The organism is Arthrobacter sp. SO5 (assembly GCF_020532805.1).
Classification (GTDB): Bacteria; Actinomycetota; Actinomycetes; order Actinomycetales; family Micrococcaceae; genus Arthrobacter.
The window spans coordinates 1-17665 of sequence record NZ_MQTQ01000003.1 but is presented as its reverse complement, the minus strand read 5'-3'; the positions used below and the strand labels follow the sequence as shown (position 1 = coordinate 17665).

Genomic DNA, 17665 nt, shown 5'->3' with positions numbered 1-17665 from the left:
CGGTTACTCTAGCGCCCCAATTTGGCCAGAATGGCAGTCAGCTCCCGGTCCGTTATGCCATTGTGGCGCAGAAAATCCCTCGTCTTTACGTGGCGAACGAACCGCCGGAGGCTTTCCAGCCGCATTTCCAGCAGCGGTGCGAGAACGTCCTCCGGCAGATAACGCTCGTGCGGGTGCGGGACCGTCGACACCCGGTGGTGTTCGTTGATGCCCCGCACAGCGCGTTCGTACCCCCGCACAATGGCCTCCTCACCCGCTCCGGCGAGGTCCTGGAGCATGGCCGCAATCATTCCGCTGCGGTCCCGGCCGGCGGAACAATGGATCACGACGCCGCCGCGCCCCGCGGCCACGGCCTTGAAGACTCCGGCCAGCCTGTCCGGGAAAATCCGGGCATTGTCCGCATAGTGCGCCGGATCGTTGAGGTACGGGACGCACAACTTGCGGAACTCGCTGTCATGGGGGTCCTCGGTGGGTGAAAGCACGACGTCGAACGCGGCCATCGTCTCGGCGCTCACGGAAGGATCGCTGTCCCGGCGCCGCCGCTCCTCCGGGTTGCGGAGGTCCACCACCGTGCGGACGCCGCCGTCGTACGCCTGCTGCCAGCCCGCCTCGGTGAGCCACTCGCGCCGGCCCATGCGGAAGACACTGCCGGCGATGTGCCAGGCGTTGACCGCTCCGTCCCATTCCATCGGCTGCAAGGACTCTTCCACCCTGCCAGCTAACCACGGGGACCGGGCAGGCGACAGCCTCGTGCTGTCGGGTACGCCGGCGTCGCGCCCGGCGGCTACCGCTGCTTCGCGAGCCGGAATTCAAGCCCATTGCGGACCATCGGCCACTCGTGCTGGAGAATCGAGAACACCGCGGTGTCCCGGAGCGCACCGTCGACGCTCCGGGTGTGGCTGCGCAGGATCCCGTCCTGTTTGGCGCCCAGCCGGGCAATAGCCTCGCGGGACTGGTGGTTGAGCCAATGTGTGCGGAACTCGACCGCGGAGCAGCCGAGAGTATCGAAGGCGTGTGCCAGCAACAGCAGCTTGGACTCCGGGTTGCTGCCGCTGCCGTGCGAGGACGCGGCGTTCCAGGTGGAGCCGATCTCCACGCGGGGAGTTTCCGTATCAATGTTCATGTACGTGGTCATGCCGATCACCCGGCCCGGGCCGCCCGTGGCGGAATCGACCAGACGGGCCGTGAACGGCAGCATCGAGCCTTGCGCCTGGAGCGCCAACCGCCGGTCAATCTCGGCTGCCATCGCGTCGGGCGCCGGGACGGACGTATACCAGAGCCTCCAGAGTTCGCCGTCGAGCACCGCCTCGACCAGGCCGGCATGGTGGTCCGGGCTCAGCGGCTCCAGGACGACGCGTGCACCCCGGAGGGTGATTGGTTCGAAGAACGTCACGGCATAATCCTAGGGTGCCCCGCGGGGAGTCGGGTCCGACGCCCCTGTGATAACCCGCAGCGTACTGACTAGGCTGTTGCCATGATCACCATCGAACGCTCGCTCCGTTCCTCCCTTGAGGCCACGAAGGCCCTCGCCTACCTCTCGGCATTCGAACACACCCCGGAATGGGATCCGGGAACCCCCGTGGTGCGGAAACTTTCGGACGGCCCGGTTGCAGTAGGCCACGAATATCATGCCGAAGCCGAGTTCCGCGGCAAGCGCCAAACGCTGATCTACAAGGTGCTGGAACTGACTGCCCGGCACGTTAAGCTGCGCGGCGAAAACACGTCCGTCGTGTCGGTGGACACGATCGAGGTGACGCCGTCGGGCACCGGTTGTGAAGTCAAGTACACGGCAGAGTTCACGCTCAAGGGATGGCGCAAAATCGCCGAACCGTTCGCGAAACCGGCCTTCCAGTCACTCGCCGACCCGGCCATGGCCGGAATGAAGAAAGCCCTCGACTCACAGGCGTCGCAGTAGCGGCCCGAGCTGTAACAGGAGCACATTGTGACTTCCCAGAATCCGGACCCCCTGGAGAACAACCTCACCGGCCTGGAGCCGGGCGGCGGCGTGCCGCCCGGTGAGACACCGCCCGGGGAGGGGACCTCCGTGGGACCGCAGGGGCCGCGCATCCGCGAGGACCGTGGCTTCGGCCAATACCTCTGGATCCTCATGATCGCAGTCGTGGTGATCTTCGTGCTGCTCTTCTTTGTCGGCTACATCGTCGGGATCCTCAGCTAGCCTCTCCGCTCACTCGGGCCAGTCGAAGAAGCCCTTGCCGCTCTTGCGGCCGAGTTCTCCACGGGCGACTTTGTCCCGCAGGATCTGCGGCGGGGCGAAGCGCTCGCCCAGTGTCGAGGCAAGGTACTCGGCGATGCCCAGCCGGACGTCCAGGCCCACGATGTCAGTAGTTCGGAGCGGACCGGTGGGGTGCTTGTAGCCCAGGACCATGGCATTGTCGATGTCCGCGGCGGAGGCCACACCCTCTTCCACCATGCGCATCGCTTCGAGGGCAATCGCTACGCCGAGCCGTGAGGACGCGAAACCGGGGGCGTCATTGACGACGACGGCGGTCTTGCCGAGTGCCTCGACCCAGCCGCGGGCTGCCCGTGCCAGCTGCGCGGAGGTGTGCTCGCCGAGCACCACCTCGATCAGGGCGGATGCCGGAACCGGGTTGAAGAAATGCAGTCCCAGGAAGTTCAGCGGCCGTTTCAGCTCGCGGGCAAGTCCGTTGACGGAGAGCGAGGACGTGTTGGAGGCAAGGTAGGCGTCGGCAGAGAGCCGGTCTTCGATCCCCTGCAGGGAGGCGACTTTCAGGTCCCAGTCCTCTGGAACCGCTTCGATGACCAGCTGGCGGTCCTTGAAATCGTCATAGTCCACCGATACCGAAAGCCTGGAGACCATCTCGTCAAGGTTGGCGTCGGTGGCGCCGAGTTCGATGCTCTTCGCGGCTGCCGACTCAACCCGTTCGCGGGCGGCCTCGGCGGATTCCTCGTCACGCTCGACGACGAGGACGTTGGCGCCGTTGACCAGGAAGGCATGGGCGATACCGGCACCCATCCGTCCGCCGCCGAGTACACCGACGAACTCGGGAAGGGCAGTGGCAGGCAGGTTCGCGGGGAGGGAGTTGCTCATGATGGCTGCTTCCGGTCTGGGGCCTGGTCGGCGTTATTAGCGGACGTCGTGGCCGATGTCGTGTCGGATTTCGTGTCGGATTTCTTGTCGAGGAAAGCCTGCATCCGGTCGAACTTGGCCTGGGATTCGAAGAGGATGCCCTGTGCCAGCTGGTCGATGAGGGGGTGTGACTCGGCCGGGGCGTGGAACACCGACTTGGTGATCCGCACCGCCAGGGGGTCCTGTTTGCCGACGCGGTCCGCCAGTGCATGGGCCGCCTCCATGAGCTCGGGCGCCTCGTGGATTTCGGTGATGAGGTGGATTGCCAGGGCCTCATCGGCGCGGAGCACGTGCCCGGCGAGCAGTATTTCCTTAGCTTTGGGCTCCCCCACGAGCTCCTTGAGGCGCCAGCTGGCGCCGGCCGCGGCGAGGATGCCCAGGCCCGCCTCCGGGTTGCCGATCCGCACGCTCGGCGTGCCGATCCGGAAGTCCGCTGCGTACGCCAGTTCGGCGCCGCCGCCCAGGCAGAAGCCGTCCAGGGCAGCGATGACCGGCATCGGCAGTTTGGCGATCCGGGCGAAGATGGCGGAGTTGATGCCCTGCAGGGCGTCGTCGCGGCGGCGTCCGTGCAGCTGGGCGATGTCGGCACCGGAAGCAAAGACACCCCCGGTCCCTGCGATGATGAGCACCCTGGGGTCCCGCTCGAGGGCGGCGCAGACTTGATGGAGTTCGTCCACCATCTGCTGGTCGATCGCGTTGCGGACCTCGGGGCGGTTGAGCAGCACCACCACCCGGTCCCGGCGCTCCTCGATCTTGAGCGTGCGGAAGTCCGCTGGGTTGAGCGCCGTCCCCGCGGCCGCCACTAGACGCGCTCCAGGAGCATCGCGGTGCCCTGGCCCACGCCGATGCACATGGTGGCGAGGCCGATGGAGGCATCCTCGCGTTCCATCCGGCCCAGCAGGGTGATCGCGATCCGGGAGCCGGACGAACCCAGCGGGTGCCCCAGGGAGATCGCACCGCCGTCGCGGTTCACGATTTCCGGATCCAGGCCCAGACGGCGCATGGTGGCCAGGGACTGGGTCGCAAAGGCCTCATTGAGTTCGACGGCGCCGAGGTCGCCGACGCTGAGTCCGGTCCGGGCCAGCACCTTCCGGGTGGCCGGGACCGGTCCGATGCCCATGATTTCGGGTTCGCAGCCTGCGGAGGCGCCGTCGATGATCCGGGCGCGGGGGGTGAGGCCGAGGCGCTCGATGGCGGCCTCGGAGGCCACGATGATGGCGGAGGCGCCGTCGTTGAGGGTGGAGGAGTTTCCGGCCGTCACCACCGAACCGCCGGCGACGACGGGCCGGAGCGCGGCCAGGACGTCCATGGTGGTGCCGGCCCGGGGGCCCTCGTCGGTGTCGACGACCGTCTCGCCCTTGCGGGTCTTGACGGTCACGGGGACAATTTCCTCCGCGAAGCGGCCGGCGGCGATGGCGGCGAGGGCGCGTTCGTGGGAGCGGACGGCGAATTCATCGGCGTCCTCGCGGCTGATGCCGTCCAGCCGGGCAACTTCCTCGGCCGTTTCCGGCATGGAGAACGTCATCTTGCCGTCCCGGGACAGCTCGCCCTTCTTGAACAGCGGGTTGGCGAAGCGCCAGCCGATGGAGGTGTCAAAGATGTCGCCGGGCTTCGCGAAGGCGGTCCGCGGCTTTTCCTGCACCCAGGGGGCCCGGCTCATGGATTCGACGCCGCCGGCTATCACGATGTCCGCGGCGCCGGACTTGATCATGTGGCTGGCCATGATGATGGCACTCAGGCCGGACGCGCACAGACGGTTCACCGTGATGCCGGGGATGTGCAACGGCAGGCCGGCAAGGAGGGTGGCCATCCGGGCGACGTTGCGGTTTTCCTCGCCGGCGCCGTTGGCATTGCCCAGGATTACCTCGTCAATGGACTCCGGGTCCAAGCCGGCGCGGACCACGGCCTCCCGGACCACGAGGGCGGCCAGGTCATCGGGGCGCACCGCGGAAAGGGCGCCGCCGTACCGGCCGACCGCAGTCCGGGCGCCCCCTACGAGAAATGCCTGTGGTCCTGCAACTGCTGATGCCATGGGTACACCCTTCACGCGATAAACGTCACTGTCATCCGCGGCGGCAACTATCGTCGACTAAGCAGCGCTAATTTACCGACCGTTCGTTCTATAAAGATTACATGGCGGCGCAAGGGGGTCAACCAGACTCCGCCGCATTACGCGACGACGACGCCGAGGTGGCTGGCAAGCAGCGGGGCCAGCAGTGTCAGCTGGTAGTCGTCGATCACCAGACCGGAAAGATTGCCCAGGCCGCTGATCACGCGGAAGTCCGTGCCGCGGAGATCGAAGTCCTTCAGTTTGGCGCCGCCCAAGTCCAGGGTTCCGATGGTGCAGTTCTTGAGCGCGACCCTGGTTGCGGCGCAGGAACCGAGGTCCAGTTCGTTGATGATGCAGTCACTGATCTGAACGTCGGTGAGTTTGGCGCCGCGCAGATTCACGTAGTCGAGCTTTCCGCTGTCGATCCGCACCGACTGCCAGCCGCTCTCAAAGAGCTCCGCTGAGCCCCAGCGCGGGTTGACGATCTCGACGTCCCTGAGGGTGCTCCGCGCCGCCGTGAACACGGGGGCGTACATGTCCGCCAGGACGCAGTCGCGGAAGGTGGCGCCGCGCAGCTGGGTCTCGTTGAAGGACACGCCCTCGAAATGGCACTCGGCGAAGTCGGCGCCGCTGAGCTCCAGATCGTCGGCGGAAACCCGGCTGTACCGCACGCCGTCGTACCGTTGCCCGCGCTGGAAATCCGGGGCGGGATCGAACCGGAGTTCCTCGAGGCGGACCGGGGTGAGCCGCGGAACCGTAATCTTGGGATTCCTGGCAGCCGCCGCCATCAGTGCGACCCGGCTTTGGCCGCGATTTCCGCGGGGTCCTTGTGCGCCGCGGCGCCGATGCGCCCGATCAGGTTTGCTGTGTGAACCATGGCTTCGAGCCTAGTCCGGCGGGCGGGGATTTTTCACGCCACAAGTACCGGCACCGAGCCCCAGCAGAAACAATCCGCGGCCCCCCTGAATTAGTAAGCATGCTTTGTGTTATGGTGGATTTACGTAGAATTTCAACCGGAAACGAAAGGTGGCCTACACCATGGGTATCGGAGACAAGATTCAGAACGAAGCGGAGCACCTCGGCGGCAAGGCCAAGGAAACTACCGGAAACGCCACTAACAATGACCAGTTGCGCGCCGAGGGCCAGAAGGACCAGGTCGTCGCAGACGCCAAGAAGGTCGGCGAAAACGTCAAGGATGCTTTCAAGAAGGATTAGTCCTTAAGAAAAGCAGCGGCGGCGGACATTCCTTTGGGGGATGTCCGCCGCCGCTTTCGTGTGCCCGCGTTTCATGCCTCTGCCCGGGCGCTGGTCTGCCAGTATGTCCTCACCGACCATGATGGGACCAGCCGTGACCGTACCCGATTTGAGCAATGTTGACCTCACCGCAGCCAGCCGGAGCGCCGGGGCTTCCCGGACGCTCCGGGGATATCTGGCCGAACCGGACGGGGCCGGGCCTTTCCCGGCGGTCCTGATGATCCATGAGGCCTTCGGCCTGGACCACTCCACGGTGCGCCACGCGGACAGGCTGGCCGCCGCCGGCTACCTGACGCTGGCCGTGGATCTGTTCAGCGACGGCGGGGCCCGCCGCTGCCTCGTCGCCACGATGCGGTCCCTCGCCGCCGGGGAGGGCAGGGCGTTCACGGACCTCTCCGCCGCCCGGGACTGGCTGCTGGACTCCGGCCGCTCGACGGGCAAGGTGGGGGTGATCGGCTTCTGCATGGGCGGCGGGTTCGCCCTGCTGCTGGCCAACGACCACTTCGACGCGGCGGCGGTCAACTACGGACGGACCCCGAAGGACCCGGACACCGAGCTCGCCGGAGCGTGCCCGATCGTGGCCAACTTCGGTGCGAAGGACCGCTCCCTGCCCGGCGCAGCCGCGAACCTGGGAGCGGTGCTGGACCGGCTGGGCGTGGAACACGACATCAAGGAGTTCGCGACCGCAGGGCACGGCTTCCTGAACGATGCGGAGAGCGGCCCCCGGTTGCTGCGCCCGCTGTTCCGGGTCATGGGCGTGGGGCCGGACCCCCGGTCCGCGCCGGAGGCCTGGCAGCGGATCGAGGACCACTTCGCCAAGCATCTGAAGGGCTAAGCGTTAACGAGCCGCGGCGGCCACCCGGTGAAGGTGACCGCCGCCGTCGTCAGTCCAGAAGCTAGCTGAACAGCTCGCTCTTGGGCTCGTTGTTCTTGACCTTCTGCCAGCCAAACCACAGCAGCAGGGCAAAGAAGGGGACCGTCGCGAGGGTCCACAGTCCCAGGTGGAAGACCTCGCCGGCCTTGCTGGTCATCGTGTCGAAGCCGATCAGCACGGTGATGGCCAGCAGCGCGATCAGGCCCGCCCAGCTGGTCCAAGGCGATCCCGGCATCGGAAGGCTGGAGACACGGCCCTTCTGGTGCCGGAGCGCGATCTGGCTGGCAAAGATGGCGCCCCACGTGAAGATCACGCCGATGGAGGCGGTGTTGAGCGCGAGGTCGAAGGCGTGCGAACCGCCCAGCCAGATGTTCAGCAGGATGCCCACGAGGTAGAACGCTGCGATGGCCAGGATCGCGGCGTACGGCACGTGCCGCGAGGACATCTTGGTCAGCCACTGCGGGGCGTGGCCGTTGTTGGCCATGGTGCGGAAGACGCGGCCGATCGAGTAGAGACCGGAGTTGCAGGAGGAGAGCGCGGCGGTAATGACGATCATGTTCATGACGTCGCCCACCCAGCCGAGACCCATCTGGCCGAACACGGTGACGAACGGCGATACGCCGGCCTTGTACTGGTCCGAGGGCAGCAGCATGGCCAGGAGCAGGACGGAACCGACGTAGAAGACCACGATGCGGAGCACGACGGCGCGGATCGCCTTGGGCACTTCACGCTTGGCATTCTGCATCTCACCGGCGGTAATGCCGACGAGTTCGATGCCGTTGTAGGCGAAAATGACGGCGTTCAGGACGAGCACCATGACGAGGGCGCCCTTGGGGAACATGCCGCCGTCTTCGTGGAACAGGTTTGCCACGGAGGCGTGGCCGTTGCCCACCTGGGCGTTTGTGACCACCATGAAGGTGCCGACGGTGAGGAAGATCAGGATGGCGCCGACCTTGAGGCAGGAGGCCCAGAACTCAAACTCGCCGAACGCCTTGACGCTGAGCAGGTTGACGGCGACGAGGAGTGCGAGCGCTGCAATAGCGGACGCTTCGACCGGCACGTTGGGGAAGAAGAATTGGAAGTACAGGCCGATGGCGATCAATTCCGCGATGCCGGTCATGCCCCAGTTGATGAAGTACATCCAGCCGGACAGGAAGGCGCCCTTCTTCCCGAACATCTCGCCCGCGTAGCTGACGAAGGAACCCGAGGTCTGGCGGTACATGATGAGCTCGCCGAGGGCCCGCATCAGCAGGTAGGCGATGACGCCGGCAATGGCGTAGGAGAAGATCAGCGCCGGGCCGGTCGAGGCCAGGCGTCCGCCGGCTCCCATGAAGAGGCCGACACCGATGGCGCCGCCCATCGAAATCATGGTCACGTGGCGGCCGCTGAGGGTCTTTTTGTAGCCCTCGGCGCTGAGGGACGAGTCGACGACCGTGGATTGCTCCGGCGCGCTCTTAAGTTCAGTGGGGGTAAGTGATGGCACAGCTGTTCCTTGTGGGTCGGGGATGGCCGGAAAGGACCGTGGGTTCGGGTAAAAACAAGTCGGGTCGAGCCCCTGCGGGCCAGCACCCAGTACCGAACCTCACAAAGGTCGAAGCTCGCGCGGCTCATCCATCGTACTGGAATCCCCGGCAGGACCGTGACGCGGACAACATCAGACGGGTGATATCCCTCATTAATGGTGCTAATTCGGTCCCGAGACCGAACAATGTTCTGTCTGACTGACCGAATCCCGGCTTTTTGCGTCCCTTATGCCAGGGAGCCGTCGCGCATGGCAAACCGCAGCCACTTCCCGGCCTCTGTTCCGGTCTCGGCTCCCTGGCCGGTTCCGCGTCCCCCGGTTCCGCTGCGCCGGGTTCCGCTGCGCCGGGCGCAGGCGTCGAACCAGTCCCCCAGGGCCCGGTCGTGGCTGACCATAACCAGCGTCCCGGCAAAATCCGAAAGGGCGGCTTCCAACTGTTCCACCAGGACCGGCGCCAGGTGGTTGGTCGGCTCATCCACCAGCATCGTCCCGAAGCCACCCAGCAGGAGCCTGGCCAGCGCCAGCCTCCTTTGCTGGCCCGCGGACAGGCTGCCCACCGGAACGTGGAATTCGCTGGTCCGGAAGAGCCCCAGCCGCAGCAGCGCCTCGGCGTGCTCATCGATGTTTCCGCCCAGGCCCTCGGCAAAAGCAGGCAAAAGACGCAGCGCCGGGCGCCGCGGGAGTTCCAACTCCTGTTGCAGGGAGCCGATCCGGCCGTGCCTGACCACACTGCCCTCGGTTGCTTCCAGCGTGCCCGCGAGGACGGACAGCAGCGTGGACTTGCCTGCGCCATTGGGGCCCGTGATCAGGATCTTCTGCCCGGCTTCCACCCGGAAATCCGTTCGCTCCAGGCGGCCGGGCACGGTCACTCCCCTGGCTTCAAGTGCGGGTCCCGCAGCAACCTCCGTCACCAGATCCGTTGCCAGCTTCAGGGGCACCGGCGGGCGGTCAACGGGGTGTGCCTCCAGCCGGCGGAGACGCTCCTGGGCGTTGCGGGCCTTACTGGTGGCTGCCTTTTGCCACGTGCCGGCCTTGAAGTCGAACCCCATTTTGTCCCCGTCGCGCTGGCGGGCGTAACCCATTCTCCCCGCGACCGTGTCCGCCTGGAGCTGTTCGGCAGCCATCGCCGCCAGCCACCCGTGGTACTGCTGCACCCAGCGCTGGCGTTCGGCAGCCTTCTCCCGCAGGTAGCCCTCATAGCCGTTCCCATACCGGTTGACCGTCCGGCGTTCGGCATCCACTTCAACCACGGTTGAGGCCACTTTGCGCAACAGGACGCGGTCGTGGGACACCACCACCACGGTTCCGCGGTGCGCGGCCAGCCGGGCCTCCAGCCAGGCCGTGCCGCTGGCGTCCAGGTGGTTCGTGGGTTCGTCCAGGAGCAGGATGTCCGCGGGATCTGCAAGTACACAGGCCAGGGCCACACGCTCCTGTTCCCCGCCGGAGAGCGAACCCAAGGTCCGCCCCCGGTCCAGTCCGCCCAGGCCAAGCCTGCCCAGCGCAGCGTCCACCCGGGATTCCGCGGCGTACCCCTCCCTGAGTTGGTACTGCGTCTGCAGGTTTCCGTAGCGCTCCAGTTCGTCCGCTTCCGCCCCGGCCAGCCCGTGCTCCAGATTGTCCAGCTCGGCCTCCATGGCGCGCAGCGACTCCAGGGCGGCGTCGATCGCGTTACGCACGGTCAACGAATCAGGCAGGCCAAGGGTCTGGGCAAGGTAGCCCACCCGGCCCTGGCTGACGGCGGCGCCCTCGTCCGGCGCCTCAAGCCCGCCCAGAATCCTGAGCAGCGTGGACTTGCCAGCACCGTTTTCGCCGACAATTGCCACGTGTTCACCGGCGGTGATGGATACGTCGACGCCGGCAAACAGCTGGCGGTCCCCGTAACCATGGGAGACGCCCGAAAGTCGGAGATGTTCGCTCAAGGATTCCTCGCAAGTAGGTGCCAAGCCTGCCCGGCGGCGGCGTGCGTGCTCAAGTATGACACCGGAGACCCGTAACGGCGCCGGGCCGCCGTCGGGTGGGGCCTGAACAGATCAACAAATCGATGGCGGCCCGCGCGTCCTTTCCCGGCGCTAGGCTGGAGGCATGGGAACCGCTCTCCGCATACCTCCAGCGCCGCGGCCGGACTTGTACCGGTTCTCGCGGCTTGATCTCACCACCGCCGGTCTCTATGTGGCCGTGGCAACGCTTTTTGCCGTGGCCGGCAATCTGATCGCCCCGCTGATGCTGCAGTTATCACCCAACCCTGCCGTGGCCTCCTACGCGGTGAACCTGATCTTCTACGGGACCATCGGCGCCCTCGCCTTGGCCGCCGCCCGGCAGGTCGTCGCGCGGGATCTGCGGGTCCTCGCCACCAGACCATGGTTCACGCTGCTCATGGTTCCCCTGGCCCTCCTGGCCATGATGATCCTTACGGCGGTCCTGGTGGCAAGCAGCGGGCCGGTGCAGACGTCCGTGAACCAGGCCGGCCTGCAGGCCCTCATGCAGCAGGTGCCGGCCTGGCTGATGGTGCCGCTGCTGGTGATCGTGGGCCCCTTCGTGGAGGAGTACATTTTCCGCCACCTGCTGATCGGCAAGCTCAGCCGGCGGGTGAACATCTGGATCTGCTGCCTACTGTCCACGGTGCTGTTCGCCGCCCTGCACATCGTCGGCCAGGAGGACCTGACACTGCCGGCGCTGACGCCGTATCTTGCGATGGGCGCCGTCCTGGTTTTTGTCTATGTGTGGACCGGCAAGAACGTGATGTTTTCCTACTTCGTCCATGCCTCGAAGAACCTGCTGGCGGTCATCTTCATCTATGCGATCCCGCCGGATGTCCTCGAACAGCTCCAGAATGTCCAGGGCTAGCCGAAGCAACGCGGGGTCACTTAGCGCCCGTCCCGGGCCCTTGGACCGGCGCTACGTGACCCCGCGTTGTGTGGAGGCGGCGGTAACTTCCGCGGGTACCTTCCGGCGCGGGCCCCGACGTCGTAGGTTCTTTCCATGACACTGAACATCCAGATCGCCGTGGACTGCGCGAATCCGCACGAGCTTGCCGACTGGTGGGCCGAAACCCTGGACTGGGCCGTGGAGCCGCAGGACGAGGACTTCATCCGCTCCATGATCGGGCAGGGCTTCGCGACGGAGGAGGAGACCACCCTGCACCACGGGAAACTGGTCTGGCGGGCCGGCGCCGCCATCCGGCCACCCCATGAACTCGACGCCGCGTCCCCGGAACGACGCATTCTGTTCCAGACTGTCCCGGAAGAAAAAACGGTCAAGAACCGGGTCCACTGGGACGTGCGGCTCGCGGGCGCAGACAAGGACGCGGTCCGCAAGGCCCTCGAGGCGCGCGGCGCAAGTTTCCTCTGGACCGCCAGCCAGGGACCGCATTCCTGGCACACCATGGCGGACCCGGAAGGCAACGAGTTCTGCATCAGCTGAGCCGATTACTAGACTCGGACTGTGAGCAACGAAATCCCCGCCAAGGTATCCGACGTCTTTGACCCCGCCCGGTGGCGCAGCGTGTCCGGCTTCGACGACTTCCAGGACATGACCTACCACCGGCAGGTGGAGCGCTCCGCCGACGGAGCCGTGGTCCGGGACCTGCCCACCGTGCGCATCGCCTTCAACCGCCCCGAGGTCCGTAACGCCTTCCGCCCCGGCACCGTGGACGAGCTCTACCGCGCCATGGACCACGCCCGGATGACCCCGGACGTTGCCACGGTCCTGCTCACCGGCAACGGCCCCTCCGCCAAGGACGGCGGCCACTCGTTCTGCTCCGGCGGGGACCAGCGGATCCGCGGCCGGGACGGGTACCGGTATGCAGACGGCGAAACGACCGAAACCATCGATCCGGCCCGCGCCGGCCGGCTCCACATCCTCGAGGTCCAGCGGCTCATGCGCACCATGCCGAAGGTGGTCATCGCCGTCGTGAACGGCTGGGCAGCCGGCGGCGGGCACTCCCTGCATGTGGTCTCGGACCTCACCATCGCCTCCCGCCAGCACGGAAAGTTCAAGCAGACGGACGCCACCGTGGGCAGTTTCGACGCCGGCTACGGCTCCGCGCTGCTGGCCCGCCAGATCGGCCAGAAGGCCGCCCGCGAGATCTTCTTCCTGGCCCGCGAATATTCCGCCGAGGACATGGTCCGGATGGGCGCCGTCAACGAGGCCGTGGACCATGCGCGCCTCGAGGACGTCGCCCTGGAATACGCCGCGGACATCGCCCGGCAGTCCCCGCAGGCCCTCCGCATGCTCAAGTTCGCGTTCAACCTCGCCGACGACGGCCTGGCCGGCCAGCAGGTCTTCGCCGGCGAAGCGACCCGCTTGGCGTACATGACCGACGAGGCCGTCGAGGGCAAGGAAGCCTTCCTCGAAAAGCGCGACCCCGACTGGTCCAACTTCCCTTACTACTTCTAAGGCGCGCCGTGACTTCCGCAGCCATGAACATCGAGCCCGCGCTCAAGGCGCTGGCTGCCGCCCTCCACGGCGAGGGGCCCGCCGTCGAACTCTCTGCCGGGCCGGACGGCTCACCGGTGCTGGCGTTCCCCGAAACGCCCGGCATCGAGGACGCAGCCGTCGTGGTGCGGACTTCCGGGTCCACCGGCGCGCCGAAGGCAACCGTCCTCACCGTTGATGCCCTGGCGGCCTCGTCCGTGGCCACGGCCTTTGCGCTCAAGGGCGAGGGCCAGTGGCTGCTGGCCCTCCCCGTGCAGTACGTGGCCGGCGTCCAGGTGCTGGTCCGCTCGCTCTTCGCCGGCACCCGCCCGTGGGCCATGGATCTGTCCGGCGGCTTTACCCCGGAAGCCTTCACGGCCGCGGCACTGGAGCTTACGGACAAGATCCGGTTCACCTCCCTGGTGCCCACCCAGCTGCAGCGGCTGCTGGACTCGCCGTCGGCCGAAACGCTGGCCGTGCTGCGCCGCTTCAACGCCATCCTGCTCGGCGGCGGCCCCGCGTCCGCGGAGCTTCTTGCGGCCGCCCGGGACGCGGGGGTGCGGGTGGTGACCACCTACGGGTCGGCCGAGACCTGCGGCGGCTGCGTGTATGACGGCTTCCCGCTCGAAGACGTCCTGGTCCGCGTGGCGGACGGCAACCGCATCCTGCTCGGCGGGGCCACCATCGCGGCCGGGTACCTGGACGCCCCGGAGCTCACAGCGGAAACGTTCGTCGAGGACGACGGTGTCCGCTGGTACCGGACCAGCGACCTCGGCGAACTGGACAACGACGGCCGGCTCACCGTGCTGGGCCGGGCCGACGACGTCGTCATCACCGGCGGCGTCAAAGTCTCGGCCGCGCACGTCCAGGCTGAGCTGGAGAAGCTCGACGGCGTGCTGGCGGCCTTCGTGGCCGGCGTCCCCTCCGCCGAGTGGGGACAGGCCCTGGCAGCCTACGTCTCGGTCGCGGACAGCTCACCGGCGGGCCTCGCGGGCTTCCGCCGGCGCGCAGCCTGGGGTCCGGTACTGGGTCAGCTCGCGCCCAAGACGGTGCTGGCAGCCGGGGAACTCCTGCGGCTGCCCAACGGGAAACCGGACCGGCTGGGCATGACTGTCCGTCTCATCGACTTGCATCAGGGAAAATAGATAGTCCGGGCACTCCCGGTTTCGCCGAACCAACACGAGGTACTGACCGTGGCCACAGCCGCACAATGGATCCAAGGCGCCCGTCTGCGCACCCTGCCCGCCGCGATCGCGCCGGTGCTGATCGGCACCGCGGCGGCGTATGAGATGTATTCGTTCATCCTCCTGAACGCCGTGCTCGCCGCGCTCGTGGCCCTGCTCCTGCAGATCGGCGTCAACTACGCCAACGACTACTCGGACGGCATCCGCGGCACCGACGAGGACCGGGTGGGCCCGCTGCGGCTGGTCGGGTCCGGCGCGGCGAAGGCTGACCAGGTCAAGTACGCCGCGTTCGCTGCGTTCGGGCTCGCCATGGTGTTCGGCCTGACGCTGGTGGTCATCACGCAGACGTGGTGGCTGATCCTGGTGGGCATCGGCTGCGTGCTCGCGGCGTGGGGGTACACCGGAGGCAAGAATCCGTACGGTTATCTTGGCCTGGGGGACATCTTTGTCTTTGTGTTCTTCGGGCTTGTGGCCACGCTAGGCACCACGTACACCCAGGCCGGGCAGCTGAGTCTCGCTGCCATCATCGGTGCGATCGGCACCGGCCTCATCGCCTGCGCCCTGCTGATGGCCAACAACGTCCGCGACATCCCCACCGACCGGAAGGCCGGGAAGAAGACCCTGGCAGTGCGGCTCGGAGACAGGCACGCCCGGGAAAGCTACGTGCTGATGCTCGCCGTCGCAATCCTGCTGCCCATTGTGTTGGCCCCGGCGCGGCCCTGGATGCTCATTGTGCTGCTGCTGATCCCGGCCTGCCTCATGCCGGCCTGGCTCATGATCGCAGGCCGGCGCCGTAAGAGCCTGATCCCGGTGCTCAAGCAGACCGGGCTCATCAACCTGGGCTATGCCGTGTTGTTCTCGCTGGGTCTGGTCCTGAGCCGCGGCTTCTAGGAGGCCCGCGGGTCCTCGGAGTCCCGCGGGTTCCCGGAGTCCTTCGGCCCGGAGGCCTTGGGCCGGCTGTCCTTGTGAACGGTGATGTCCGGGTGGGCGTCGACGAGGCGGTCCTCGGCGTCGGCGTCGGCCACTTCACCGGCGCTGCGCAGCGGCCTGGCCTTGCCCGAGAGGCGATAGTGGAGCGCTGCCGCCGCCGCGTCGCGCTGCTTCTGGAAGAAGAGGTAACTGATGGCGAAGGCCATCATGCCCGCGCAGAGGACGGCCAGGAACCAGCCCAGCTGCACGTAGAGGAACAGCGCGAACAAGGGCGCGAAAAGCGCCAGCCGGATGAGGGAGTATTTCAGGAAAGCCACACCCCCAGTTTAGCGGTCCTGCCCGGGGGCGCGGCCCACCGGGTCCGCCGCCGGCTGCCCTGTCCCGGGCCGGACGCCCGGGAGGACGCCGGACACTGCCCGTGAGACTCGGCCGGAGGCTAGACTGAATACATGCTCCGTGTAGTGGTCGCCGTCGCCGTTCTCGTCGTATTTGTCTACGGACTGATCGACGTGAGCCGCACTGATTCAAGCCAGACCAGGGGCATCTCCAAGCCGGCATGGATCGTCGTGCAGATTGCCATTCCGGTGATCGGCGCGGTCCTGTGGTTCCTGATCGGCCGGCCCCGCAGTACCGGCCCGGCTGCTGTCACGTACAGCCACCCTCTCGCCCCGGATGACGATCCGGACTTCCTTCGCAACCTCGAGATCCGCCGCCGCAACCAGGCCGCGGACGACCGGCTCAAGAAGCTCAAGGATGAGTTTGACGCCAAGGAACGCAAGATCGACGGCGGCACAGACTCATCCGGCCCCGGTTCCGGCACGGCTGACCCCCACGGGTCCGGCGACGCCGGCGCACAGGGCACCGACGAGGTCAAATAAGCGCCTTGCTTGCCGGGACGCACCGTCCCGACGCACCCGCCGATGCCTTGGCCGATGCCTTGGCCGCGCGCATCCCACACCCGCGGGCCGCACAACGCATCCCGCACCGCGCTCCGCCCGCGGTCCCCTGGCCCACCCGGGGGCCCACCACCGCTCATTTGCCACATCCGGCCGGATTCCGAGCCAACGTAGCGGCCGTCTTCGGCAAACCGACGCCGGCGCGGACCGAGGCAGCGGTCGCCGTTGGTCGCAGCCCGGTACTCCCGAGGTCCTCCCGCGGTCCCCTGGCACCGCGGCGGGCCGACTACCGCCCATTTGCCACATACGGCCGGATTCCGAGCCAACGTAGCGGCCGTCTTCGGCAAACCGACGCCGGCGCGGACCGAGACCCGAGGACCCCACTAGTCCCCCACAGTGGCCCCGGTCTGTGGATAACCGCCGCGGCCGCGGCATACGGCAGCACAATGCTTTTATGCGCCGCCCAAGCGAGCTTCCGCAGCAACTCCTGAACCAGCCCTTCACCGTCGCCCAGGCGCGCGGCGCCGGCCTGAGCCGACGTCGGACCCGCGCCGGGGATCTGGTCAGCCCATGTCACGGAGTGCGGGCCGCGGCCGGTGCCGGCGCCCGGGCCAGTGCCGGCGCCGGCGACGGCCTGCTGCAGCGGGCCCGGGCCCTGACCGCCGTCACCGGCGCCGTCGTCAGCCACACCTCTGCGGCCGCGCTGTGGGGATTTCCGCTGCCCTCGTCCCTGGCCCACCCGACAGTCATCCATCTGACGGGTCAGCCGGGGCAGCGCGCGGTCCGGCGCCAGGGCGTCGTCGGCCACCAGCAGGTCCTCGAGCCCAAGGAAATCACCGTTGGCCGATCGGTGACCTGCACCTCGCCGCTGCGGACATGGTTCGATCTTGCCGGCATCCTGAGCCTCGAAGAGCTCGTGATCGCCGGGGACTTCCTGCTGCGGCGGAAGAACCCGCTGATCACAGTCCGGCAGTTGGTTCCCTACGTTGCCGGCAAGCAGGGCCGCCCTGGTTACCGCCGGGCTGCGCAGGCGTTAGCCCAAATCCGGGCGGATACCGACTCTCCCAAGGAAACGGAGCTCCGTCTGCTTCTGATCCGCCATGGCCTGCCGGAGCCTGGTATCAACACCCCGATTTTCGACGGTACCGGCGGCTGGGTCCAGGACCCGGATTTGTCCTATGACAAGGAAAAAGTGGCAATCCAGTACGACGGCGGGCATCACGCCAGCCCGGCCCAACGTCGCAGCGACATTTTCCGCGACGAGAATGCCAGGGATGCCGGCTGGCGAGTCGTGGTCCTGACCCAGTGGGATCTGACCCCTTTTGCGCCAGGGATGGAACCCAGCGCCGTGACCCGCGTCCGGGGAGCCCTGAGCGAGCGCGGCTGGACCCCCGCGGAGGGCCGAAGCCACGGCCCGGCACCGCCTCAGCTAC

General features: G+C 67.2%; 20 protein-coding genes. 11 read left to right on the top strand and 9 right to left on the bottom strand.

What is annotated here, in order from left to right; all coding sequences use genetic code 11:
- Window positions 1-8: 8 nt before the first annotated feature.
- Both BJG92_RS00545 and BJG92_RS00540 read right to left on the bottom strand, forming a co-directional pair.
- On the bottom strand, window positions 9-689 hold the full coding sequence (locus BJG92_RS00545) for a tyrosine-protein phosphatase (RefSeq protein WP_232082130.1): 681 nt from the start codon (window positions 687-689) through the stop codon (window positions 9-11).
- 95 nt (window positions 690-784) lie between these two features.
- Complete coding sequence (locus tag BJG92_RS00540) at window positions 785-1393, bottom strand: GNAT family N-acetyltransferase (protein WP_232082066.1); 609 nt, start codon at window positions 1391-1393, stop codon at window positions 785-787.
- 81 nt (window positions 1394-1474) lie between these two features.
- Here BJG92_RS00540 and BJG92_RS00535 point away from each other — a divergent pair, with 81 nt between their 5' ends.
- The gene (locus BJG92_RS00535) at window positions 1475-1915 is read left to right on the top strand and encodes an SRPBCC family protein (RefSeq protein ID WP_232082065.1); all 441 of its coding nucleotides are present in this window, start codon (window positions 1475-1477) and stop codon (window positions 1913-1915) included.
- A 27-nt stretch (window positions 1916-1942) separates the two neighbouring features.
- Complete coding sequence (locus BJG92_RS00530; protein WP_232082064.1) at window positions 1943-2176, top strand: DUF6480 family protein; 234 nt, start codon at window positions 1943-1945, stop codon at window positions 2174-2176.
- Between the two features lie 9 nt (window positions 2177-2185).
- Here the strand turns inward: BJG92_RS00530 and BJG92_RS00525 are convergent, their stop codons facing one another.
- The 4 genes from BJG92_RS00525 to BJG92_RS00510 form a co-directional block, all read right to left on the bottom strand.
- Entirely contained in the window at window positions 2186-3070 is an 885-nt protein-coding gene (locus BJG92_RS00525; RefSeq protein ID WP_232082063.1) for a 3-hydroxyacyl-CoA dehydrogenase family protein, read from the bottom strand.
- Window positions 3067-3912 carry an enoyl-CoA hydratase/isomerase family protein gene (locus BJG92_RS00520; protein ID WP_232082062.1) on the bottom strand — a complete coding sequence of 282 codons (846 nt, stop codon included), beginning with the start codon at window positions 3910-3912 and terminating at the stop codon, window positions 3067-3069. The genes BJG92_RS00525 and BJG92_RS00520 overlap by 4 nt, the downstream gene beginning before the upstream one ends.
- Window positions 3912-5141 (bottom strand): acetyl-CoA C-acyltransferase, encoded by a 1230-nt coding sequence (locus tag BJG92_RS00515; protein WP_232082061.1) that lies wholly within the window; start codon window positions 5139-5141, stop codon window positions 3912-3914. Before BJG92_RS00515 ends, BJG92_RS00520 begins: the two co-directional genes overlap by 1 nt.
- Before the next feature lie 137 nt (window positions 5142-5278).
- The gene (locus tag BJG92_RS00510) at window positions 5279-5947 is read right to left on the bottom strand and encodes a pentapeptide repeat-containing protein (protein ID WP_232082060.1); all 669 of its coding nucleotides are present in this window, start codon (window positions 5945-5947) and stop codon (window positions 5279-5281) included.
- Window positions 5948-6197: 250 nt separating this feature from the next.
- Here BJG92_RS00510 and BJG92_RS00505 point away from each other — a divergent pair, with 250 nt between their 5' ends.
- Window positions 6198-6374, top strand: a complete 177-nt coding sequence (locus tag BJG92_RS00505; protein ID WP_232082059.1) for a CsbD family protein — start codon at window positions 6198-6200, stop codon at window positions 6372-6374.
- A gap of 133 nt (window positions 6375-6507) precedes the next feature.
- Window positions 6508-7248: a dienelactone hydrolase family protein gene (locus tag BJG92_RS00500; RefSeq protein WP_232082058.1), complete on the top strand. Its 741-nt coding sequence runs from the start codon at window positions 6508-6510 to the stop codon at window positions 7246-7248.
- A 61-nt stretch (window positions 7249-7309) separates the two neighbouring features.
- Here the strand turns inward: BJG92_RS00500 and BJG92_RS00495 are convergent, their stop codons facing one another.
- Both BJG92_RS00495 and BJG92_RS00490 read right to left on the bottom strand, forming a co-directional pair.
- Window positions 7310-8770: an amino acid permease gene (locus tag BJG92_RS00495; RefSeq protein ID WP_232082057.1), complete on the bottom strand. Its 1461-nt coding sequence runs from the start codon at window positions 8768-8770 to the stop codon at window positions 7310-7312.
- 266 nt (window positions 8771-9036) lie between these two features.
- Window positions 9037-10728 carry an ABC-F family ATP-binding cassette domain-containing protein gene (locus BJG92_RS00490; protein WP_232082056.1) on the bottom strand — a complete coding sequence of 564 codons (1692 nt, stop codon included), beginning with the start codon at window positions 10726-10728 and terminating at the stop codon, window positions 9037-9039.
- A 163-nt stretch (window positions 10729-10891) separates the two neighbouring features.
- Between BJG92_RS00490 and BJG92_RS00485 the strand changes: the two genes are divergently transcribed.
- The 5 genes from BJG92_RS00485 (at window position 10892) to BJG92_RS00465 (ending at window position 15297) form a co-directional block, all read left to right on the top strand.
- Window positions 10892-11653: a CPBP family intramembrane glutamic endopeptidase gene (locus BJG92_RS00485; protein WP_232082055.1), complete on the top strand. Its 762-nt coding sequence runs from the start codon at window positions 10892-10894 to the stop codon at window positions 11651-11653.
- A 135-nt stretch (window positions 11654-11788) separates the two neighbouring features.
- Window positions 11789-12229 carry a VOC family protein gene (locus BJG92_RS00480; protein ID WP_232082054.1) on the top strand — a complete coding sequence of 147 codons (441 nt, stop codon included), beginning with the start codon at window positions 11789-11791 and terminating at the stop codon, window positions 12227-12229.
- Window positions 12230-12250: 21 nt separating this feature from the next.
- On the top strand, window positions 12251-13204 hold the full coding sequence (locus BJG92_RS00475; protein WP_232082053.1) for a 1,4-dihydroxy-2-naphthoyl-CoA synthase: 954 nt from the start codon (window positions 12251-12253) through the stop codon (window positions 13202-13204).
- Window positions 13205-13227: 23 nt separating this feature from the next.
- On the top strand, window positions 13228-14367 hold the full coding sequence (locus BJG92_RS00470) for an AMP-binding protein (RefSeq protein WP_232082129.1): 1140 nt from the start codon (window positions 13228-13230) through the stop codon (window positions 14365-14367).
- Between the two features lie 48 nt (window positions 14368-14415).
- Window positions 14416-15297: a 1,4-dihydroxy-2-naphthoate polyprenyltransferase gene (locus BJG92_RS00465; protein ID WP_232082052.1), complete on the top strand. Its 882-nt coding sequence runs from the start codon at window positions 14416-14418 to the stop codon at window positions 15295-15297.
- Here the strand turns inward: BJG92_RS00465 and BJG92_RS00460 are convergent.
- A complete protein-coding gene (locus tag BJG92_RS00460) occupies window positions 15294-15653 on the bottom strand; it encodes a DUF4229 domain-containing protein (RefSeq protein WP_232082051.1) in 360 nt (119 codons plus the stop codon). The two genes, BJG92_RS00465 and BJG92_RS00460, sit on opposite strands and share 4 nt — an antisense overlap.
- A gap of 132 nt (window positions 15654-15785) precedes the next feature.
- Here BJG92_RS00460 and BJG92_RS00455 point away from each other — a divergent pair, with 132 nt between their 5' ends.
- Window positions 15786-16214 carry a PLD nuclease N-terminal domain-containing protein gene (locus tag BJG92_RS00455; protein ID WP_232082050.1) on the top strand — a complete coding sequence of 143 codons (429 nt, stop codon included), beginning with the start codon at window positions 15786-15788 and terminating at the stop codon, window positions 16212-16214.
- A gap of 472 nt (window positions 16215-16686) precedes the next feature.
- Window positions 16687-17665: hypothetical protein (locus BJG92_RS00450; protein WP_232082049.1), on the top strand; the 979-nt coding region annotated here is incomplete at its 3' end.